Here is a 21,908-nt window from a genome sequence, read left to right as displayed (position 1 = left end):
ATTGCGTAGCCGCAGCGCTGGCCTCCGCCTCCAATGAGTTCCACACAAGGTGGATCAATGCACGCTTGACCTTGGATAATGCACACCGGTTTCCATTGCATTTTTCGTTTGAACGAGGGGTGACTGGCATGAGCGCAGGCGATCTGCTGTTCCGGATGTTCCGCTATCAGACATGGGCGAACGAAGAGATGATGCAGGCGATGCAAGGCTTGCACGCTGAGCAGCACGCCGAAGCGCGGCATACCGCGCTGCGCCTGATGAACCACTGCCTGGTGGTCAACAAGATCTTTGCCGCGCACCTGGCCGGCAAGCCACATGGCTTTGCTGCCGACAACACGCCCGAGACGCCCACCCTGGAGGCATTGCGCGCAGAGCTTGCGACGGTGGATCAGTGGTATCTCGATTACGTGCGCGCGGTCACGCCGGCCGCGCTGTCCGAATCCGTGCCCTTCACGTTCACGGATGGTGACCTGGGCTACATGATGCGCGAAGAGATGCTGATGCACGTCATCACCCATGGCGGCTATCACCGTGGCGAGGTGGGACGGGTGATGCGGCAGGTGGCGGCCAGCGCTGGGCCGGATTTCCAGATGCCGTGGGATACCTACGCAGTACATCTGCACAGGACGGAGCCCGCACGCAGATTGCAAGGCGCAGAGACACTGACCGTACCGTAATCGCCTGTGCCGCACGCAGCTCGCGCCGGTGCATTTGGGTTTGTAAAGTACAGGTGTCCGCGCAGACTCCGCTGGGCGGCATCAGGAGACCCAAGATGATCAAGTACGCGTTGTTCGCCCGGCTCATCGCCAAGCCGGGCAAGGAACAGGCCGTGGCCGACTTTCTCGCTGCCGGTCTGCAGATGGCCAATCAGGAAGCCACTACCCCGATCTGGTTTGCGCTGCGCATTGCACCCAACGTGTTCGGTATCTTTGATGCGTTTGCCACCGAGCAGGATCGCCAGGCGCACCTCGACGGCCCAATAGCCCAGGCGCTCATGGCCAATGCGGCCGAGTTGCTGGCGTCTGCGCCTGAGATTGCGCCGATTGAAGTGCTGGGCATGAAGAACACGCTGGCAGGCTGACGCCACCACCGCGCACACGCAGGGCCGCCTCGCCACCGGCCTCGCGCGTTGCGTGCATCGCACCCGCAACGTTGCTTCCATATCACGCGGCAGCACATCGGCCACATCTCAGTGGCATCTAAGTCTGCGTGCCTAGCCTGTCTACGTCATCACTTTGTAGCGCTCGCGAAGTTGACGGCGCAATTGACGGAGAAAGCAATGGACACACAATCGGCATGTGCGGTGCGCGGCCTGTTGAACAAGGTGCCCCAGGTGGCGCTGGGGTTCTGGGTCATCAAGATTCTTTCCACCACGGTGGGTGAGACGGGCGCGGACTATCTGACCGTCAGCGTTGGTTTGGGCACGGCCATCACCGATGGTGCGATGGCTGCGCTGCTTGCCATCGCACTCGCCGCGCAGGTACGCGCGCAGCGTTACGTGCCATGGCTGTACTGGCTGACGGTGGTGCTGGTGAGCATTGTCGGCACGCAGATCACCGACCTGCTGACCGACAAGCTGGGCGTGAGCCTGTATGTGAGCACCGCAGTCTTTAGCGTGATGCTGCTCGCGGTGTTTGCGATCTGGTATCGCGTGGAACACACGTTGTCGATTCAAGCAATCGACACGCGCCGCCGCGAGCTGTTCTATTGGGCCGCCATCCTGTGCACGTTTGCGCTGGGCACTGCGGCCGGTGACCTTGCCACGGAGGCGCTCGGCCTGGGCTTCCAGTGGGGCATCGTGGCGTTCGGCGCGCTCATCGCGCTGGCGGCAGCGGCTTATGCGCTGGGTGCGAACAAGGTGTGCGCGTTCTGGATCGCCTACATCCTGACGCGCCCGCTGGGTGCCGCGCTGGGGGATTTCCTGTCGCAGTCGCAAAGCTACGGCGGATGGGGTCTGGGCGCGATGATCACCAGCGCCGTCTTCCTCGTCGTTATCGTTGTGCTGGTGGGGTTTGCCCAACGCAACGCAGGTCGTGTCCCTCAGGCCGCCACGGCCGCCTGATTTCCGAATTCCGAAGCCTTTTCATCCCACCAAGGAGATGTCATGAAGCTCGTCAAACTGACGCCGTCGCTGGTTGCCGCTGGTCTTGTGCTGTTCATGGCCGCCGCGGGCCATATCGCGACCCTCGATCTCGGCACCATCAACACCGCGCATGCCGCTGCGCCCTCTGCGTTGGGCGATCTTGGCCCGTTCCGGGCGATTGCGGTGGACACTGCATCCATCGTCGACAAGGGCGATCTGGCCGGCGCGAAGACCCGCATCAAGGATCTGGAAGTCTCATGGGATAGCGCCGAGGCCGGCCTCAAGCCTCGCGCTGCATCGGACTGGCACCGCGTTGACAAGGCCATCGACCGCGCGCTCGAAGCCTTGAGGGCCAGCAAGCCCGATGCCGCCACCTGCAAGCAGATGCTGGCGGAGTTGATCCAGACCATGGACCAGGTCAGCGGCAAGCGTTGATCGCGCTGCGCTCCATGTTCTGATGTGCTGAGGCGAGAGCGCGTTTCATGCGGTCCCAAAACGAAAAGGGCAGACGTTCGGTGGATTGCACCGAGCGTCTGCCCTTTTCGATGTACGTTGTGTCCGCCCGCGTTTAGCCCGGCACGCGCACCCAGCCTTCCATCAGCACGCGCGCGCTGCGGCTCATGATGGCTTTGGTGACGGTCCATTCGCCGTCGACCAGCTTGGCCTCCGCGCCCACGCGCAGCGTGCCGGACGGATGCCCGAAGCGCACCGCATTGCGCCCGCCGCCGCCAGCCGCGAGGTTGACCAGCGTGCCCGGAATCGCCGCTGCCGTGCCGATGGCCACGGCAGCCGTCCCCATCATCGCGTGGTGCAGCTTGCCCATGGAGAGCGCGCGCACGAGCAGGTCCACATCGCCCGTGCTGACATTCTTGCCGCTGGAGGACACGTACGCCTTCGGCGGTGCCACAAAGGCCACCTTGGGCGTGTGCTGCCGCGTAGCCGCTTCGTCGATGCTCTTGATGAGCCCCATGCGCACCGCACCGTGCGCGCGGATGGTCTCGAACATCGCCAGCGCCTTCGCGTCGCCGTTGATGGCGTCCTGCAGCTCGGTGCCGGTGTAGCCGATGGCTTCGGCATTCACGAAGATCGTCGGGATGCCGGCGTTGATCATCGTCGCCTTGAGCGTGCCCACGCCGGGCACATCGAGGTCGTCGACGAGGTTGCCGGTGGGGAACATCGCGCCGCCGCCGTCACCGTCTTCTTCAGCCGCCGGGTCGAGAAATTCAAGCTGCACTTCCGCCGCCGGGAAGGTCACGCCGTCCAGCTCAAAGTCGCCCGTTTCCTGCACCGCGCCGTTGGTGATGGGCACGTGCGCAATGATGGTCTTGCCGATGTTGGCCTGCCAGATGCGCACGACGGCGGTGCCGTTTTGCGGCACGCGGCTCGCGTCCACCAGGCCATTGCTGATGGCGAACGGGCCGACAGCGGCGGAGAGGTTGCCGCAGTTGCCCGACCAATCCACAAACGGCTTGTCGATCGAGACCTGGCCGAACAGGTAGTCCACGTCATGGTCGGGGCGCGTGCTCTTGCTGAGGATCACCGTCTTGCTGGTGCTCGACGTGGCGCCGCCCATGCCGTCGATCTGCTTGCCGTATGGGTCGGGGCTGCCGATCACGCGCATGAGCAGCGCATCGCGCGCCGCGCCGGGTTCCTGTGCGGCCAGCGGCAGGTCTTGCAGGCGGAAGAACACGCCCTTGCTGGTGCCGCCACGGATGTACGTGGCGGGAATCTTCACCTGTGCGGGATGGCTCATGCTGCTTCCTTGTTCGATTCCAGGAAGTCCTGCGCAAAGCGCTGCAGCACGCCGCCTGCTTCGTAGATCGAGACTTCCTCGTCGCTGTCCAGGCGGCACGTGACGGGCACTTCCACACGCTCACCGTTCTTGCGATGGATGACGAGCGTGAGGTCAGCACGCGGTTGGCGCGCGCCGATCACGTCATAGGTTTCGGTGCCGTCGATGCCCAGCGTCAGGCGCGTGGTGCCCGGCTTGAACTCCAGCGGCAGCACGCCCATGCCGATCAGGTTGGTGCGGTGGATGCGCTCGAAGCCTTCGGCCACGATGGCCTCCACACCGGCCAGGCGCACGCCCTTGGCAGCCCAGTCCCGCGAGCTGCCCTGGCCGTAGTCGGCACCGGCAATCACGATCAGCGGCTGCTTGCGGTCCATGTAGGTCTCGATCGCTTCCCACATGCGCGTGACCTTGCCTTCGGGCTCGATGCGCGCAAGCGATCCCTTCTTCACCGCGCCATCCACCACGGCCATCTCGTTGATGAGCGTGGGGTTGGCGAACGTCGCGCGCTGTGCGGTCAGGTGGTCGCCGCGATGCGTGGCGTACGAGTTGAAGTCCTCTTCCGGCAGGCCCATCTTGGCGAGGTATTCGCCCGCGGCGCTGCTGGCCAGGATGGCGTTGGATGGCGAGAGGTGATCAGTCGTGATGTTGTCGCCCAGCACAGCCAGCGGGCGCAGACCCTTGAGCGTGCGCTCGCCCGCCAGCGCGCCTTCCCAATACGGCGGGCGGCGGATGTAGGTGCTCTGCGCGCGCCAGTCGTACAGCGGGCTCACGTTGGCAACGGATTCGCTGCGCTGCTCGAACATCGGGATGTACACCTGGCGGAACTGCTCCGGCTTGACCGAGGCACGCACGATGGCGTCGATCTCTTCGTCGGTCGGCCACAGGTCTTTCAGCAGAATCGGCTTGCCGTTGGCATCCGTGCCAAAGCTGTCGCGTTCGATGTCGAAGCGCACCGTGCCGGCAATCGCATAGGCCACCACCAGCGGCGGGGATGCGAGGAACGCCTGCTTGGCATACGGGTGGATGCGGCCGTCAAAGTTGCGGTTACCCGACAGAACGGCCGTGGCGTACAGATCGCGGTCGATGATCTCTTGCTGGATCTTCGGGTCCAGCGCGCCGCTCATGCCGTTGCACGTGGTGCAGGCAAACGCGACGATGCCGAAGCCGAGCTTTTCCAGCTCTGCCTTCAGTCCAGCGTCTTCCAGATACAACTCCACCGCCTTGGACCCTGGGGCGAGCGAGCTCTTCACCCACGGCTTGCGCGTCAGGCCCAGGCGGTTGGCATTGCGCGCCAGCAGCGCGGCGGCAATCACGTTGCGCGGGTTGCTGGTGTTCGTGCAGCTTGTAATGGCAGCGATGATGACCGCGCCGTCCGGCATCTGGCCCGGGGTTTCTTCCCACTTGGCGGCGATGCCCTTGGCGGCGAGGTCTGCCGTGGCCACACGTGCGTGCGGGTTCGACGGGCCGGCCATGTTGCGCACCACGCTCGACAGATCGAAGCGCAGCACGCGCTCGTATTCCGCGTGCTTGAGCGTGTCGGACCACAGGCCTGCGGTCTTGGCGTACGTCTCGACCAGCTTGACCTGCTCGTCGCTGCGGCCGGTCAGGCGCAGGTAGTCGAGCGTGTTCTCGTCGATGGAGAACATCGCTGCGGTGGCGCCGTACTCGGGGGCCATGTTGGAGATGGTGGCGCGGTCGCCCAGCGTCAGGCGGGATGCGCCTTCGCCGTAGAACTCCAGGTACGCGCCCACCACCTTCTGGCGGCGCAAAAATTCGGTCAGGGCCAGCACGATGTCGGTGGCGGTGATGCCGGGTTGGCGTTGGCCCGTCAGTTCCACGCCGACGATGTCCGGCAGGCGCATCCACGAGGCGCGGCCGAGCATCACGTTCTCGGCTTCCAGGCCGCCCACGCCGATGGCGATCACGCCCAGCGCATCGACGTGCGGCGTGTGGCTATCCGTGCCGACGCAGGTGTCGGGGTAGGCCACGCCGTCGTGGGCTTGAATGACCGGCGACATCTTCTCCAGATTGATCTGGTGCATGATGCCGTTGCCCGCCGGGATCACGTCGACGTTCTTGAACGCGAGCTTGGTCCAGTCGATGAAGTGGAAGCGGTCTTCGTTGCGGCGGTCTTCAATGGCACGGTTCTTGGCGAAGGCGTCGGGGTCGAAGCCGCCGCATTCCACGGCGAGGGAGTGGTCGACGATCAGCTGTACTGGGACAACCGGGTTGACTTTGGCGGGGTCGCCGCCTTGGTCGGCGATGGCATCGCGCAAGCCGGCGAGGTCGACCAGTGCGGTTTGGCCGAGGATGTCGTGGCAGACCACGCGGGCGGGGAACCACGGGAAGTCCAGGTCGCGCTTGCGTTCGATCAGTTGCTTGAGGGAATCGGTGAGCGTGGCCGGATCGCAGCGGCGAACCAGGTTTTCAGCCAGCACGCGCGAGGTGTAGGGGAGCTTGTCGTACGCGCCGGGGGCGATGGTCTCCACGGCTTCACGGGCGTCGAAATAATCCAGCGTTGTGCCGGGGAGGGGTTTGCGGTGTGCTGTGTTCATGGTGTGGGTGCATCCCTTGTTTCTCCCCCTGCCGGGGGCGACTCGCTTTCTTTGTCTTGCCAAAGAAAGTAAGCAAAGAAAGGCGCGCCCGAGATGGCGAAAGCCTCCTTGAATTTTCGTAACCGAGCGGAGACGGGGAAAACTCGCTTCGCTCAGACAGTTCCCCGTCTTTTTTCCGCTCGCTTACAAAAATTCAAGGCGCCATCTAGGGCAGGAACGTCAACGGCCAAACCGTCGGTGGGCTTGGGTTGACGCTCCGCTTACTTCCTACTGCTGATGCCCTATGCGCGCTTGCCGATCGGCACGAACTTCAGATCGTCCGGGCCGGTGTAGTTGGCGCTCGGGCGGATGATCTTGTTGTCGATGCGTTGCTCGATGATGTGTGCGGCCCAGCCAGACGTACGTGCAATCACGAACAGCGGGGTGAACATCGCCGTCGGCACGCCCATCATGTGGTACGACACGGCGCTGAACCAGTCCAGGTTCGGGAACATTTTCTTGATGTCCCACATGACGGTTTCCAGGCGTTCGGCAATGTCGAACATCTTGGTGTTGGACGCTTCCTTCGACAGCTTGCGCGCGACTTCCTTGATGACCTTGTTGCGCGGGTCGGACACGGTGTACACCGGGTGGCCGAAGCCGATCACGACTTCCTTGGCTTCCACGCGGCGGCGGATGTCGGCTTCGGCTTCGTCCGGGGTGTCGTAGCGCTTCTGGATTTCGAAGGCGACTTCATTGGCGCCGCCGTGCTTCGGGCCGCGCAGCGCGCCGATGGCGCCGGTGATGGCCGAGTAGATGTCCGAGCCCGTGCCGGCAATCACGCGGCCGGTGAACGTCGAGGCGTTGAACTCGTGTTCCGCATACAGGTTGAGCGATACGTGCATCGCATCCACCCACGACTTGGACGGCTCCACGCCATGCAGCAGGTGCAGGAAGTGGCCGCCGATGGAGTCGTCATCCGTTTCGACTTCGATGCGCTTGCCGTTGTGGCTGTAGTGGTACCAGTACAGCAGCATCGAGCCGAGCGAGGCCATCAGGCGATCAGCGATGTCGCGTGCGCCGGGGGTGTTGTGGTCGTCCTTCTCGGGCAGCACGGTGCCGAGCACCGACACGCCCGTGCGCATCACGTCCATCGGGTGAGCAGAAGCGGGCACCCATTCCAGTGCGGCCTTCACGTTGGCGGGCAGGCCGCGCAGGGCCTTCAGCTTGGCCTTGTAGGCGGTCAGTTCGGCCTTGTTGGGCAGCTTGCCGTGCACCAGCAGGTGGGCGACTTCTTCAAACTCGCACGCACCGGCCAGGTCGAGGATGTCATAGCCGCGGTAGTGCAGGTCGTTGCCGGTGCGGCCGACCGTACACAGTGCGGTGTTGCCGGCGGTCACGCCCGACAGGGCCACGGATTTCTTCGGCTTGAAGGCGCCGGCGTTCGGGGTGCTGTTGTCAGCTTCGCTCATGGGGAATCTCCTGTGTCGGTTCGTGTGTGGTGTTATTTCTGTGCGGCGAACAGTGCGTCGAGCTTGTCTTCGTACGCGTGGTAGCCGAGATACTGATACAGATCGGCGCGCGATTGCATGGTTTCCACGGCGGCCTTTTGGGTGCCGTCACGCATCACGGTTTGATAGAAGTTGAGCGCCGCAGCGTTCATCGCGCGATAGGCGCCGCAGCAGTAGAGCGCGATGTCGACATCGGCGCTGCGCAGTTCGTCGGTGGTGAAGAGCGGCGTGCTGCCGAACTCGGTCAGGTTGGCCAGGATGGGCACCTTTACAGCGGCCTTGAAGCGGCGGTAGTCGTCCAGCGTCTTCATCGCTTCGGGGAAGATCATGTCTGCACCCGCTTCTACGTAGGCCACGGCGCGCTCGATGGCTGCATCAACACCTTCCGAAGCGGCTGCATCCGTGCGGGCCATGATGACGAAGCCGTCATCGGTGCGGGCATCCACGGCGGCCTTCACGCGGTCGACCATTTCTTCGATGGGCACGACCTCCTTGCCCGGGCGATGGCCGCAGCGCTTCTGGCCGACCTGGTCTTCCATGTGCACGGCAGCCACGCCTGCCTTGATGAACGAGCGGACGGTGCGTGCGATGTTGAAGGCGCCGCCCCAGCCGGTGTCGATGTCGACCATCAGCGGGATCTGCACGGCGTCGGTAATGCGGCGGGCGTCGATCAGCACATCTTCCATCGTGCTGATGCCCAGGTCCGGTATGCCCAGCGAGTTGGCGGCCACGCCGCCGCCCGACAGGTACACCGCCTTGAAGCCGGTCTGCTCGGCCATCTTGGCGGCGTAGGCGGTAATGGCGCCCACCACCTGCAGCGGCTGGCGCATTGACTGTGATTCGGCAACGGCCGCGCGGAACTTGGCGCCGGCGCTGGTGAGGTGTCGTTGGGTTGTGCTCATGTGGGCTCCAGAAGGAATGGGCCCCTATTGCAGGAAGCGGGCCATCCCCGCCGCCCCGCGTAACCCGTTGATTTGTATGGAAGTGATCTTGCCGCCCGTGCGCACTTCATTTCAAAAATGAAATTTTCAATTTCAATGTGGAAATGCTGGGCGCATAATGACCCGACCGCCGTTTCTGCTGTTCGCACTGCGCCATGAGCCCCACCCCCGCCGATCAGGCTGGCCGCCCGCGCATCTGGGCCTGCGGCATCAGCCGCCTGAGCGACCTCTTCCTCGACATTGCCGCCGAGTACAACGATCGCGCCGAGCTGCGCGTCGTCACGCGCGGTTTTGAAGACATCGTGCGCGAGATCGATGCGGCGGGTCTTGAGCGCCCCGACGTGGTGGTCGCAGGCGGCTCCAATGGCGCGTATCTGAAGCCGCGTCTGTCGCTGCCCGTGGTCGTCATCAACCCGACCGGCTTTGACGTGATGCATGCGCTGGCCCGCGCCCGACGTACGTCACCCGGTGATGCAGAGTCAGTGGCACTTGTGACCCACGGCGACACGCCCGACGAAGTCCGCCGGTTTGTCGCCGCATACGGCATGGACGTGGTATTTGCCTCCTACACATCGCGCCAAGGTGCAGAGAGCTGCGTGCTGGACCTGCGCGATCGGGGCGTGGGCGTGGTGGTCGGCCCCGGTTTGGTGACGGACCTGGCCACGCAGGCCGGCATGAACGCGGTGTTCCTGTATTCGCGGGACTCTGTGCGCGCGGCTTTCGACACCGCGCTGGAAGTCGTACAGGCCACTCGCCGCGAAGCGCAGCGCCGCCAACGGCTCGATAACCTGTTGCAGCATCTGCGCGACGGTGTGGTCGCACTCGACGCGCAAGGCCGTGTGGAGGCGATCAACCAGCGTCTGGCCACGGCGCTGGGCATCGATGCCAAGCAGGCGGCCGGGCAGCCGCTGCTCAGCATCGCGCCCAACCTGCTGGGCCTGCTGCCGGATGCCGAGGGGGACACGCTGGGCACCGTGCACGGCGTGAACTACGTCATTCATCGTGGCCCGCTCACCAGCACGGGGGCCGGTGCTTCGGAGGGGACCGTGTTCACCTTCCAGGAGTCCCGCGCGGTGGAACGGCTGGACCGCACGCTGCGCTCACGCCAGCGCCCGCAGCAATTCAGCGCGCGTTACCGGCTGGATGATCTGGTGGGCGAATCGGCCCCCATCGAGCGTGTGCGTACGCTGGTGCGGCGTTATGCAAAGTCGGATGCCACCGTGCTCGTGCTGGGCGAATCCGGTACCGGCAAGGAGATGGTGGCGCAGGGCATGCATCAGCTCAGCGCGCGGCGCGATTTTCCGTTTGTCGCCATCAACTGCGGCGCTTTTCCTGAAGCGCTGCTGGAGAGCGAGCTGTTCGGCTACGAAGAAGGCGCGTTCACCGGCGCACGCAAGGGCGGCAAGACCGGGCTGATTGAAGCTGCACACCGCGGCACGCTGTTCCTCGACGAGATTGGCGAGATGCCGCTGCCGCTGCAAAGCCGCCTGCTGCGTGTGCTGCAAGAGCGCGAAGTGGTGCGGCTGGGTTCCACGGAGCCCACGCGTGTGGACATCCGCGTGGTGGCTGCCACGCACCGCGCGCTGACCGATGCGGTGGAGGCCGGCACCTTTCGCGCAGACCTCTACTACCGTCTCAATATCCTCAGCATCGCATTGCCGCCGCTGCGTGAGCGGCCCGATGACGTGATGCCCTTGGCCGCCGAGTTGCTGGTGCAGGCTGCACGCCGAGAGCCGCGCCTGCTGCTGCGCATTCCCGATACCGACGTTGCCGCCCACGTTCTGGCTCATGTTGCTGACCCGCTTCGGCACTACCGCTGGGCCGGCAACGTGCGTGAGCTGCAGAGCGTGGTCGAGCGGATTGCCGTGGAACTGGCGCACGCCGATGACGCCGATGCAGGCACCATCACGCAAGACGTGCTGCGCCTGATTGCGCCGGAAGTGTTTGCCAACGGCACGCACGGCAGGGCGCCGGCATTGACGTTGCGCGAGCGCAGCCGAGGGGTGGAAGCCGAAGAGATACGCGCCGCACTCGCGGCGCACGATGGCGACCGCGACGCTGTGTGCGCCGCGCTGGGCATCAGCAAGACGACGTTGTGGAGGCGGTTGCAGGCGGGCTAACCGGGCGCCCGTCAGGATCGGATCGTTGCATCAATCCAGTAACCGCAAGGCATCTGCCAGCGAAAGCACCGTCGTGCGCGACTCAAACGCCGTCGCAAACAGATGATCGTGCACGACCTGATCCGGGTCGTAGCAGCAATCCTTGACGGTGAACAGGTGGAAGTCCGCATCGCTCGCATGCGCAATGGACGACAGCATCACACCCGTTGATGCCACGCCCACCATGAGCAAGGTATTGATGCCTTGCGCGGAAAGCCGCACCTGCAGATCGGTGCCAAAGAACACGCTGGCTCGGTGCGCAATGATGAGCGGTTCATCGTCCTGCTGACCGAGTTCCGGGGAGATCTGGTCGTGGACGAACAGCCCGAGCTGCTTGACGCCTTGCCCGTTCTTGTTCAGCGGACTGACTTCCGGATAGCCGGGGCTGAAGTGGAACTTGGCGAAATAGACGCGGATGCCCTTGGCCCGTGCGGCGTCACACAGCGTGCGTGTATTGGAGAGCAACGTGGGCGCGACTGATGGAAACAACCCCATGATGTCGGTCTGATAGTGCATGACCAACAGCGCAGTTTGCGACGGCACAAGGGTCGGAGTTTGCATGGTCTCGATGCGCAGGTTGGCGGTGGAGCGTGATGGGCGACTCTATCACGGCATCCTTGGCTCACATTTCAGGCAGCCAGGCACGGTGGTTTTGCGTCGATTCGGCCGATAGCCGCCATCTGGGCGCGATGTCGTGTCCTATGGTACGGTTGAAAAGATATTGCCCATGAACACGCACAGACGGCGGGTGCACGGGCAGCATGAAAGTGCTGTTGAGGAGAGTGAAGCACCGTGAGTGATGCGAAACACGACGCGCGACGCACGCTGCAAACGGACAAGGCCGCCGTCAGCAGGGCATTACGTCTGAGCGTGCCGCCAGAAGCCAGGCCTGCGCCAGTGAGCCGGAAAGACTGGCTGCGGCAAAGGAAAGAGCAACTGCAGGCGGCCCGGCTTGCTGCCAAGCAACGGCGTGATCAACTCAAGGCCGAAATCCTGTCGGCCGCGCAGGATGTTGCCCGGGAAGAGCGCGTGGCAGCCAAGCTGGAAGCGGACCGCCTGAAGGCAGAAGCCAAGGCCGCAAGCATTCACGCAAAGGAAGATGCGCGCGCCGCTGCCAAGTTCGAGCGCAGCAAGCCCGCCCGTCCTACCTCCAAATCCAAACGAAAAACGCTGGGGCCGGGAAAACGCAAACTGGTCTCGTACGCTGATCTGCTGCGCATGCGCGGGTGATCGATCGGCGGGGCGATCATCAGCGGAACCATCACGCCCCGTGTTGCAGTTTGAAAGCCCAGACGCTAGATTCACGCCAGTCGAAAAAGGCAGACTTGGTGTGGTCCAGCCCAAGTCCTTTCCTGAGAAGCCTTCAGCGGAAGCTCTGTCCATGCCTCGTGCATGAGTCCCACGACGAACACCGACGCCATCCAGGCGTTGTTTGCTGTTCGTCCGTGCGGTTCTCAAGAGATCGAACTGCTCCGGTCGAACGACCATCACGGAGTCGCTCATGCACGATTTACCCCTCTACGACGTTGTCATTGCCGGCGCAGGCCCAGTTGGTTTGTTCCTCGCCTGCGAGCTGCGCCTCGCCCACCTCTCGGTGCTGGTGCTGGAGCAAGCGGAAGATCCACATTCGTCCTTGAAGCAGCTCCCGTTCGGGATGCGCGGGCTGTCTTCGCCCACGCTTGAGGCCTTTGACCGTCGCGGTCTGCTGGATGACATCACCGCTCCGCAACGCGCGACAGTGCCGCACGCGCACTGGTCACAACAGCCCCACCGTCGCGGCGGCGCGGGTGGCCATTTCGCGGGCATCCAGTTTTTCCATGACAGGATCGACACGACAACGTGGCCGTATCGCTTGCCCAGTCCGGCTGGCACCAACGTGGCATGCGAGCTGGCGCATATCGAATCCGTCCTGGCTGCGCGAGCGGGTGTACTGGGCGTGCAGATCCTGCGAGGCCTCGGTGTGGATGGCGTCGAGCAAGCGGCCGAAGACGTGGCCGTGCGCGCCGGCAGCCAGACCTTTCGCGGGCGTTGGCTGGTCGGTTGCGATGGCGGACGCAGCACCGTACGCAAGGCGGTTGGTTTTGAATTCGCCGGCACCGAACCGGAGTTCACCGGCTATTCGGTTGAGGTGGAGCTGGCAGAGCCGCACACGCTTTCCCCAGGGCGTCACTACACGCCCACAGGGATGTTCACGTACCAACCGCCGGGCACCATTGCCATGGTGGATTTTGATGGCGGCGCGTTCCACCGTACCCAGCCGATCACGCTGGAGCATGTACAGCGGGTGCTGCGCCATGTGGCTGGCACCGGTGTCACCGTCACGGCGCTCAAGTTGGCGACGACATGGACGGACCGCGCCTTCCAGGCGACGGCGTATCGCAACGGGCGTGTGCTGCTGGCCGGAGATGCCGCGCACGTTCACTCGCCGCTGGGCGGTCAGGGGTTGAACCTCGGACTGGGCGACGCCATGAATCTTGGATGGAAGCTCGCCGCAGCCATTCGCGGCGATGCGCCGGACGGTCTGCTCGACAGCTATGGCGCGGAGCGGCACCCGGTGGGCGCGCAGATACTGGACTGGTCACGCGCGCAGGTGGCGCTCATGCGGCCGAGCCGCAGCACGCGGGCGCTCGAAGCCATCCTGCGCGATCTCATCGATACGCGCGATGGTGCGACCTACTTTGCGGATCATGTCTGGGGCCTGTCGCTGCGCTACGAGATGGCCGGCGGCTGCAACCACCCGCTGGTCGGCCGCAGCGCCCCTGACTTCGCACTCACCGACGGCACTCGGCTTGGCGAACGCCTGCGCAACGGCAAAGGCCTCTTGCTGGACTTCGACGCTTGCGCACCGCTGCAGGCACTGGCGGGCCGCTGGCCAGAGCGCATCACCTATATCGCAAGCGATGCCAAAGACAGGCTTGGCCTGACCGCTGTGCTGGTACGTCCTGACGGCATCGTCGCCTGGGCGGGAGAGGGTGCAGCCGACCAGCAGGTGCTGACGCAAGCCGCATTGCGATGGTTTGGTGCGGTTTGAGCGATTCAGGCCATCGCGATTGATGCCGCAGTTCGGGGCGATTCGGGGCGATTCGGGGCGCAATGGCCCCGAACTGCGGGCCCACAGCTTCCTTACGGAACGCCCATACCGGGCGCATTTTTAAGTTTTCCTTAACGAACGGAGTGTTACGCTTTATTACGGGGTGGGCTCTGGAGCGCTGACATAGCGATTTCCAAGGGCGAACAAATCAAAAACAGGTCGGATCCCCACGTGGGCTGACCGTGCCGCCGCAATGTAAAGCGCGCCAGAGTGATCGCGACAGCATTCGGATTTTGGGGGAGAGGCGTCATGCGATTGCTGGTGGTCGAGGACGATCCGATGATCGGAGAGGACCTCGAAGAGGGGTTGCGCCAAGAGAATTATGCGGTGGACTGGGTGCGCGACGGCGATGCCGCAGCGCTTGCCCTGCGCCAGCAGGTCTATGACCTGCTGCTGCTGGATCTGGGCCTGCCGGGTCGTTCCGGGAGCGAAGTCCTGAAAGCCTATCGCGATCAGGGCGGCGACATTCCGGCACTGATCATCTCGGCACGGGACACGCCTGCCGACCGCGTGATGACACTGGATGCCGGTGCCGACGACTACCTGATCAAGCCCTTCGATTTTGGCGAGCTCATGGCGCGCATACGTGCCTTGCTCCGCCGGCGCTCGGGCCGCCGCTCCGTCACGATCGTGTATGGCAGCCTCAGCCTGAACCCCGGTACGCACGAGGTTCATCTTCGCGACCAACCGCTCAACCTTTCCAAGCGGGAGTTCGCCCTGCTGCTCGTGCTGATGGACGCGCGCGGCGAGGTCGTGTCGCGCGAGCTCTTGAAAGAGAAGCTCTACGACTGGGATGCCGACGTCGAGAGCAATACCGTCGAGGTCTACATCCACGCGTTGCGCCGCAAACTCGGGCGCGACTTCATCAAGAACGTACGGGGTGTCGGCTACAAGCTGACACAGACGCCATGAAGACGATCCGGGGGTACCTCCTGGCCTGGCTGATCGGCGGCATGCTCCTCTGCACATTCGTCGCAGGCGTCCTGTTGTACAACGTTGTGCGGGCAGAGAACCGCCAGCTGTTCAACAACCAGCTCAGGCACATCGCAGGGTCGTTGCTGATCCACTTGCCGCCGCTGGCCACCGAGCCCGGCAAGCCCGACGCCGACGAGGGCGACTACCCGGACGACGGCATCGTCGTGCAGGTCTGGGACGCCAGTGGCAAGCTGAGCTACTCGTCGCGTCCGGCAATCACCTTGCCCCGCTACCCCGACGACGGACTGAAGACCGTACCGTTTCGTGGCGAGCGCTGGCGGGTGTATGGCGAGGCCCGCTCGGGACAATTCGTTCAGGTTGCGCAGCCGATCGTTGTTCGCAAGGCCCTGGGCCTGCGGCTGATCTGGCTGGCGCTGGCACCGTTTCTTGTGCTGGTCCCGATGCTGGCCGCCATCATCTGGTTTGCCGTGCATCGCGGCCTGGCGCCGTTGCGCCGCACGGCGGAATCCATCGAGCAACGCGGGCCCAGTGCGCTGGAGCCGGTGGAGATGCGCGCGCTGCCGCGCGAAATGGGCCCGATCGTCGATGCGTTGAACAACCTGATGAAGCGCCTGGATCGCGAGCTGACCTGGCGGCAGGCGTTCACGGCAGAAGTCGCGCACGAACTGCGCTCACCGTTGACCACGCTGAAGCTGCAACTGCAGTTGGCCGAGCGCGTGCAAACCGACGAGCAGCGTGTGAAAGCCTTCGCCAAGCTGCATGCCCGTCTTGACCGCGCGACCCATCTGGTTCTGCAGCTGTTGACCTTGGCGCGTCACGAGCGCGGCTTGCAAGACGCAGACATGCGCCCCGTCGACCTGACAAAGCTCGCGCACCAGGTGGTGGCCGATCTTGTCCCGCTGGCAGAGAGCAAAGACATTACGCTGACGCTGGATGCAATGGCAGAGGCCCCCTCCCGGGTTCAAGGGGACGAAGACGGCCTGCGCACGCTGCTCAGCAATGTTGTCGATAACGCCGTGCGCTATACGGCGCCGGGCGGCCGCGTGGACGTCGTCGCGCTGTGGATCGACGATGCGCCGGCATGGCGCGTGGTGGATACTGGCCCCGGCATTCCGTGGCAGGAGCGCCAGCGCGTGTTCGACCGCTTCTATCGATTGGTCGACGCCACGACGGTCGGTAGCGGTCTGGGCCTCGCCATCGTCAAGAATATTGCGGAGCGCCACCGGGCCACCGTTGTGTTGAGCGACAATCCGGCGGGCCATGGTCTTGTCGTCACCGTTGCGTTTCCACCGGTAGATCGGAAAACCGCGGAATCGCTGTCCGCGGACACGGCCGCACGGCGGCACGTTCAGGACGCAGCCGAGATACTGTCTCGGTAGCTGCACGCGCGCTAGGGACACCTACAGACAGGGGGCATGCCACACGCGCGGCATCGCATTTCATTCATTTACGTCGATCAGTCAATGCAAGCCACATCTTCTTCCGCACCGATACTCCCTACACCGGTGCCAACCGTTCTGCGGTCGCTGATCGACCAGACCATCAATTCGATTCTGGAAGAGGCCGCGTCCAGTTCCGGACTCGAAGCGGGGCCGATCGGGCGATGCGGTGACTACGCAATCGTTGGCGCGCGGGTGCTGACATTGCTGACCGGTCACACCTATGTGGCCGTTGCCGGTGGCGAGTTGATCGACTGCGGCAGCGGCCGCTATGTGGTGCTGAACCCTTCCAGGGCGGCGCGGCGCACGGTGCGCAAACTGTCGGAGCTCAAGGAATACCACTGCTGGATTCAAGCCCTGCACGCCAATGCACCAAATTGCGCGCCAAACCGGTCCCGCGTGGAGATCGTCGACTTTACGGCCAGACATGACGAGCAGGTCGCGAATCTGCTCGGTGTGCCGTTCACCCGCACAGCCGCGCCCAGCTACCTGTGGGAATGGGAAGACGCCCTGGGTGACGTGCCGGACGACGCGCGCGCACACATGAACACGACGCGCAAGAAGCTGGGCTGGCTGTGGGAAGACCCCAGTTGCACGCGTCTGCTGCACAAATACGAGAAGGACTACGACGCACTCTTCGGGCGGCTGACCGCGCTTGCCATCCTGCGCCTGGCCGACAGTTTTGAGACGGCGCTTGCGGCACCCAAAACGGCCACGCTTTCCGAGACGGGTATCGGATAGGCGATCATGTGGTCTCCGCCTGCGCACGCTGAACAACCATGACCGCCCCCAAGCCCGACAACCTGCAACCGACGCTGGTTGGCGCCAACGTCGAACTCCGTCCCCTGCTGACAGACCATGCATCGGCACTCGTCATGGCAGCGGCGGATGGCGAACTTTGGAACTTGAAGGTGACGGTGGTTCCGGGGCCGGAGACGGTGGATGGCTACGTTGCGACGGCACTGCAAGGGCGCCAGGCCGGCACCGTCATGCCGTTTGTGATCCTCCGGCGTGCGTCCAACCAGATCATCGGCAGCACGCGCTTCTGGAAGATCGACCGCACCAACCGGAAGCTCGAAATCGGGCACACGTGGCTGAGCCAGTCGGCCCAGCGGTCGAGCATCAACACGGAGGCCAAGCTGCTGCTCCTGACGTTCGCGTTTGAAGTCATGCAGTGCGTGCGCGTGCAGTTCACCACCGACGAGTTGAACGAAAAATCCCGGGCGGCGATTCTGCGCATCGGCGCCAAGCAAGAGGGCATCGTCCGCCATGAGCGCATCATGCCCGATGGCCGAAAGCGCAACTCGGTGCGCTTCAGCATCATCGATACCGAGTGGCCGGAGGTGAAGGCCATGCTGGAGGCACGGCTCGCGCGATAGCCGGTGGGGAGCGGCCGGCGCGCTACGCCAGGCAGGGTGCCAACACCTCCGCCACCCACTCACCAAACGCCTGCATGCGCCGAGACAGATGGCGCCGGTGCGGGTACACCAGTTGCACCGGCATCGAAGGCACAGGCCACGCCTGCAGCACCTCCACCAGCTCACCTGCCGCCAGGTGTTCTTGCACGTCAAACGCGGGAATCTGAATCATCCCCAGCCCGGCCAGACAGCAGGCGATGTAGGTCTCTGCATTGTTGACGGCGACCAGACCTTCCATCTGCGTGGTCTGCAGCGTGCCGTCTTTCAGCCACTCCCACGGCGCAATGCGACCGCTGGTGGGCGAGGCGTAATTCACTGCATGATGCCGGCCCAAGTCTTCCGGCGATTGCGGCAGGCCGTGCTGCGCGAGATAGGCAGGGCTCGCGCAGTGGATCATCCGCAGCACCCCCAAGGGCCGTGCAACCAGGCTGCTGGACGACAGCTCGCCCACGCGCAGCGCGCAGTCGATGCCTTCGTGCACCAGATCGATGGCGCGATCGCTGGAGCCCAGCTCTACCGTCACGTCGGGGTGGCGCGCAAAGAACGTCGGCAGGGCAGGGGCGACGAGGCGACACGCAATGCGGCTGGGCATGTCCACACGCAAGCGTCCGCTGAGCGTCGCGCCCTGCGGGCGGAACTGCTGTTCGAGTTCTTCACTGTCGGCCACCAGGGCGATGGCGCGGTCGAGCAGGGCTTCGCCGTCTTGCGTCAGGCTCACGCGCCGCGTGGTGCGGTTGAACACCCGCACGCCCAGACGCGATTCCAGTTGCTGGATGGCCAGCGACACCGTGGGCCGAGGCACCCCCAGCTGATCGGCCGCCAGGGTGAAGCCGCCGCTATGTGCCACGCGGATGAAGATGCGCAGTTGGTCGATCCGGTCCATGGGTGTGATTGGTAGTGAATCATGGATAGTTCATCTCAATCTGCTTAGTTTATCCATCCAAACTGGCTGATTACAGTGCTTGGCAACCCCCTTACCCTGACCTGGAGGTCTGACATGTCCAAGCACAGCATTGAAGGCAAAGTGGTTCTGATTGCCGGTGGCGCCAAGAACCTGGGCGGGCTTATCGCCCGAGATCTGGCCGCTCACGGCGCCAAGGCGGTGGCCATCCACTACAACAGCGCCGCCACCAAGGCCGACGCCGATGCCACCGTGGCCGCCGTCGAACAGGCCGGCGCCAAGGCCGTCGCCCTGCAAGCCAACCTGACCACGGCCGGCGCAGTAGAAAAGCTCTTCGCCGACGCGGTGGCCGCCGTGGGCCGGCCCGACATTGCCATCAACACCGTGGGCAAGGTGCTCAAGAAACCGTTCGTGGAGATCTCGGAAGCCGAGTACGACGAGATGACGGCGGTCAACAGCAAGTCCGCCTTCTTCTTCCTCAAAGAGGCGGGCAAGCATGTGAACGACAACGGCAAGATCGTGACGCTGGTCACCTCGCTGCTGGGTGCCTTCACGCCGTTCTATGCGGCGTATGCGGGTACCAAGGCGCCGGTCGAGCACTTCACCCGTGCGGCGGCCAAGGAGTATGGCGCACGCGGCATCTCGGTCACGGCTGTGGGCCCGGGCCCGATGGATACGCCGTTCTTCTATCCGGCCGAAGGTGCGGATGCAGTGGCCTATCACCAGAGCGCGGCGGCGCTATCGCCGTTCAGCAAGACGGGTTTGACCGACATTCAAGACGTCGTGCCCTTTATCCGCCATCTGGTGAGTGATGGCTGGTGGATCACCGGTCAGACGCTGCTGATCAACGGTGGGTACACCACCAAGTAAGCCGAGCGGCAATCGGCCACCGCGCTGCAAAGACTGCAGGCCTCCACTCGCCTCAGTGTGTGCCGCTTCAGGCTAAGCAATCGGCGGTCTGCGTGGCCGTCTCGTCGGTCTTGCGCAATACGGGAAGGGTGACGACAAACGTCGTCCCCTGCCCGGGGTGGGTGATCACCTCAATGCGGCCGCCATGGCGTTTCACAATGCCGTGAGAGACCGAGAGCCCCAACCCCGTGCCCTGGCCAACGGGCTTGGTGGTGAAAAACGGATCAAAGATCCGGCTGACCACCTCGGGCGGCATCCCGATGCCGTCATCCGCAATCTCGACCGATACCCAGCCGTTGCCGCTGCGTGAGCCAATGGTGATCACACCATGCTCCGGAATGGCCTGGGCGGCGTTCAGCAGCAGGTTCATGAAGACCTGATTGAGCTGCGATGGGATGCACTCCACACTCGGCAACTCGCCATACGCCCGCACCACCGTTGCCTTGTACTTGATCTCGTTGTGGATCACGTTCAGCGTGCTCTCAAGACCGGCATGCAGGTCTGAGAGCTCCCATGCCTCACTTCCCGGCCGCGAGAAATCCCGCAGATCCTGAACGATGCGGCGTACGCGCATGGAGCCTTCCAGCGAGTCGTCAATCAGCGGGAGGATGTCGTCGCTCACGTAGTCGAGATCTGCGCGCTGCCGACTTGCGGCCAGGCTGGATTGCGCGTCTTCGTCCAGTTGGCCACGCACCTGGTCGTAGGCGGAAATGACCTGGAGCAGGCCCTGCACCCATCGCTTCAGGGTGTTGAGATTGGCATGCACAAAGCCGATCGGATTATTGATCTCATGCGCCACGCCTGCCGCAAGCTGACCAATGGAGGCCAGCTTTTCCGACTGCAGCAGTTGCACGTGCGCCTCCTCAAGCTGGTGGATCAGTTTTCGCTGTTCTTCTTTCTCTTGCTCCAGGCGCGCCTGTGCCTGCTTGCGCTCCTCGATTTCCTGCGCCATCTTGCGGCGCATGCGTTCGAGCATATGGGTGGTGCGCTCGTACTCCCGCAGCATGGCTTCCAGTTTGCGGGTGCGGTCCTGCACCTGTTCCTCCAGCGTGACGGCCATGCCTTGCAGCAGGGTGGTGCGAGCATCAAAGCGCGACACCATCAACGTGACGGTGAGGATGCCGAGCGTGAACATTGCAATGGTGGTCGCCAGCCACTGTGTGTTGATGCCATGGGCTGCACCGCAGATGGCACCAGGGGCGAAATGGGCGGCCGCCATGCCCGTGTAGTGCATCCCGGTGATGGCCCCGCCCATGATGATGGCGGCCACGATCCGTTTGATGATCAGATGCCGGCGTTCAACCGCGCGGAGCGCGTGCGCGATGCTCAGCGCAGCGGCCGCCGCCACGATGGCAACCAGAACCGACGCGGCAAACAACGCCGGATCGTATTGGATGCCAGGCTGCATGTGCATGGCGGCCATGCCCGTGTAATGCATGCCGGCAATGCCCAAGCCCATCAGCACCCCGCCGGCGGCCAGGCGAGCCAGCGTCAGCTTGGTCAGCGTGACGACGCGCAGCGCGAAGTACGAGACGAGAATGGCGATGACGAGAGAAGCCAGGGTGATTCTGAAGTCGTACCCGAGCGGAACGGGCAGCGAAAACGCCAGCATGCCCACGAAGTGCATCGACCAGATGCCGATGCCCATGGCCGTGGCACCCGCAACCAGCCACATGTGCCGGAGCTTGGGTTTTTCCATCAGCGAGATGAGGCTGGCAAGTTCGAGCGCCGTATAGGACGCCAACGTCGCAATCACCAGCGACAGTGAAACGAGCAAGACGTTGTACGTGCCATGCATGGTTGGCTCCTGTTGCAGGGCCGGCAAGCTGAGGATCGGGCGATCCGGGTGTGCAGGCGAGGATGCCGGACGTGTCGTCCACCTCTGGGAAAGCCGTGCATTGCGGTTGCATCAGGCCACGCATGTGCCTCCCGATTCCCATCCCATCCGCCTTATTGCCAATATCGTCTGCAGGACCTCGATTCTGCATGGGGATAAATGCTTAGATTCATTTGACGAAGGGGTGTAGGTGGTTATGTGCAGTGTCATTCATTCGGTGGTCACCATTTTCCGGGCAGCTCCGGTGCGACCAAGCCAGTGTTGGCATGCAGGCTGGTTTTCTACGGCTTCGCAGATTTTGAAAACCCTTTCCAGCGAACAACAGATGCGCTCCTCCCACAAAATATTCTGGCACTA

Annotated in this window: 19 protein-coding genes; 12 read left to right on the top strand and 7 right to left on the bottom strand. The window is 63.8% G+C overall.

The features are described 5' to 3' along the window. Positions 1-128: 128 nt before the first annotated feature. The 4 genes from ACS13N_RS20865 (at position 129) to ACS13N_RS20850 (ending at position 2,518) form a co-directional block, all read left to right on the top strand. The gene (locus ACS13N_RS20865; protein ID WP_438933515.1) at positions 129-677 is read left to right on the top strand and encodes a DinB family protein; all 549 of its coding nucleotides are present in this window, start codon (positions 129-131) and stop codon (positions 675-677) included. 95 nt (positions 678-772) lie between these two features. Next, complete coding sequence (locus ACS13N_RS20860; RefSeq protein ID WP_438933514.1) at positions 773-1,081, top strand: putative quinol monooxygenase; 309 nt, start codon at positions 773-775, stop codon at positions 1,079-1,081. A gap of 198 nt (positions 1,082-1,279) precedes the next feature. Then, on the top strand, positions 1,280-2,062 hold the full coding sequence (locus ACS13N_RS20855; RefSeq protein WP_438933513.1) for a COG4705 family protein: 783 nt from the start codon (positions 1,280-1,282) through the stop codon (positions 2,060-2,062). Positions 2,063-2,104: 42 nt separating this feature from the next. Beyond that, positions 2,105-2,518: a hypothetical protein gene (locus ACS13N_RS20850; protein ID WP_438933512.1), complete on the top strand. Its 414-nt coding sequence runs from the start codon at positions 2,105-2,107 to the stop codon at positions 2,516-2,518. Between the two features lie 133 nt (positions 2,519-2,651). On the opposite strand, the gene prpF is transcribed toward ACS13N_RS20850, so the two are convergent. From prpF to prpB, 4 genes are all read right to left on the bottom strand, one after another. Beyond that, positions 2,652-3,836: a 2-methylaconitate cis-trans isomerase PrpF gene (gene prpF, locus ACS13N_RS20845; protein ID WP_438933511.1), complete on the bottom strand. Its 1,185-nt coding sequence runs from the start codon at positions 3,834-3,836 to the stop codon at positions 2,652-2,654. Next, positions 3,833-6,430, bottom strand: coding sequence for a Fe/S-dependent 2-methylisocitrate dehydratase AcnD (gene acnD, locus ACS13N_RS20840; protein WP_438933510.1), 2,598 nt, complete (start codon positions 6,428-6,430; stop codon positions 3,833-3,835). Before acnD ends, prpF begins: the two co-directional genes overlap by 4 nt. Positions 6,431-6,711: 281 nt before the next feature. Next, positions 6,712-7,881: a bifunctional 2-methylcitrate synthase/citrate synthase gene (prpC, locus tag ACS13N_RS20835; RefSeq protein ID WP_438933509.1), complete on the bottom strand. Its 1,170-nt coding sequence runs from the start codon at positions 7,879-7,881 to the stop codon at positions 6,712-6,714. Between the two features lie 32 nt (positions 7,882-7,913). Then, positions 7,914-8,822 carry a methylisocitrate lyase gene (gene prpB / locus ACS13N_RS20830; RefSeq protein WP_438933508.1) on the bottom strand — a complete coding sequence of 303 codons (909 nt, stop codon included), beginning with the start codon at positions 8,820-8,822 and terminating at the stop codon, positions 7,914-7,916. 194 nt (positions 8,823-9,016) lie between these two features. On the opposite strand from prpB, the gene prpR reads away from it, so the two are divergent. After that, positions 9,017-10,981, top strand: coding sequence for a propionate catabolism operon regulatory protein PrpR (prpR, locus tag ACS13N_RS20825; RefSeq protein ID WP_438933507.1), 1,965 nt, complete (start codon positions 9,017-9,019; stop codon positions 10,979-10,981). Positions 10,982-11,011: 30 nt separating this feature from the next. Here prpR and ACS13N_RS20820 read toward each other — a convergent pair whose 3' ends face one another. Next, on the bottom strand, positions 11,012-11,581 hold the full coding sequence (locus ACS13N_RS20820; RefSeq protein ID WP_438933506.1) for an isochorismatase family cysteine hydrolase: 570 nt from the start codon (positions 11,579-11,581) through the stop codon (positions 11,012-11,014). A gap of 231 nt (positions 11,582-11,812) precedes the next feature. On the opposite strand from ACS13N_RS20820, the gene ACS13N_RS20815 reads away from it, so the two are divergent. The 6 genes from ACS13N_RS20815 to ACS13N_RS20790 all read left to right on the top strand — a co-directional run bounded on the left by ACS13N_RS20815 (position 11,813) and on the right by ACS13N_RS20790 (position 17,865). Then, entirely contained in the window at positions 11,813-12,250 is a 438-nt protein-coding gene (locus ACS13N_RS20815; protein ID WP_438933505.1) for a hypothetical protein, read from the top strand. Positions 12,251-12,521: 271 nt separating this feature from the next. Then, a complete protein-coding gene (locus ACS13N_RS20810) occupies positions 12,522-14,051 on the top strand; it encodes an FAD-dependent monooxygenase (RefSeq protein WP_438933504.1) in 1,530 nt (509 codons plus the stop codon). A gap of 309 nt (positions 14,052-14,360) precedes the next feature. Next, on the top strand, positions 14,361-15,023 hold the full coding sequence (locus ACS13N_RS20805; protein WP_438933503.1) for a response regulator: 663 nt from the start codon (positions 14,361-14,363) through the stop codon (positions 15,021-15,023). Then, positions 15,020-16,426: an ATP-binding protein gene (locus ACS13N_RS20800; RefSeq protein WP_438933502.1), complete on the top strand. Its 1,407-nt coding sequence runs from the start codon at positions 15,020-15,022 to the stop codon at positions 16,424-16,426. Before ACS13N_RS20805 ends, ACS13N_RS20800 begins: the two co-directional genes overlap by 4 nt. Before the next feature lie 126 nt (positions 16,427-16,552). Further along, complete coding sequence (locus ACS13N_RS20795; protein WP_438933501.1) at positions 16,553-17,227, top strand: hypothetical protein; 675 nt, start codon at positions 16,553-16,555, stop codon at positions 17,225-17,227. Between the two features lie 38 nt (positions 17,228-17,265). Beyond that, entirely contained in the window at positions 17,266-17,865 is a 600-nt protein-coding gene (locus ACS13N_RS20790) for a GNAT family N-acetyltransferase (RefSeq protein WP_438933500.1), read from the top strand. A gap of 22 nt (positions 17,866-17,887) precedes the next feature. On the opposite strand, the gene ACS13N_RS20785 is transcribed toward ACS13N_RS20790, so the two are convergent. After that, the gene (locus tag ACS13N_RS20785; RefSeq protein ID WP_438933499.1) at positions 17,888-18,787 is read right to left on the bottom strand and encodes a LysR family transcriptional regulator; all 900 of its coding nucleotides are present in this window, start codon (positions 18,785-18,787) and stop codon (positions 17,888-17,890) included. Between the two features lie 114 nt (positions 18,788-18,901). Between ACS13N_RS20785 and ACS13N_RS20780 the strand changes: the two genes are divergently transcribed. After that, entirely contained in the window at positions 18,902-19,675 is a 774-nt protein-coding gene (locus ACS13N_RS20780) for an SDR family oxidoreductase (protein WP_438933498.1), read from the top strand. Between the two features lie 67 nt (positions 19,676-19,742). Here ACS13N_RS20780 and ACS13N_RS20775 read toward each other — a convergent pair whose 3' ends face one another. Then, positions 19,743-21,512, bottom strand: a complete 1,770-nt coding sequence (locus ACS13N_RS20775; protein WP_438933497.1) for a histidine kinase — start codon at positions 21,510-21,512, stop codon at positions 19,743-19,745. Positions 21,513-21,908: the final 396 nt, after the last annotated feature.

The sequence above is a fragment of the Ralstonia sp. 24A2 genome (assembly GCF_051783885.1).
Lineage (GTDB): Bacteria > Pseudomonadota > Gammaproteobacteria > Burkholderiales > Burkholderiaceae > Ralstonia.
The sequence above is the reverse complement of the archived record's forward strand: the minus strand, read 5'-3'. Positions and strand labels throughout refer to the sequence as shown.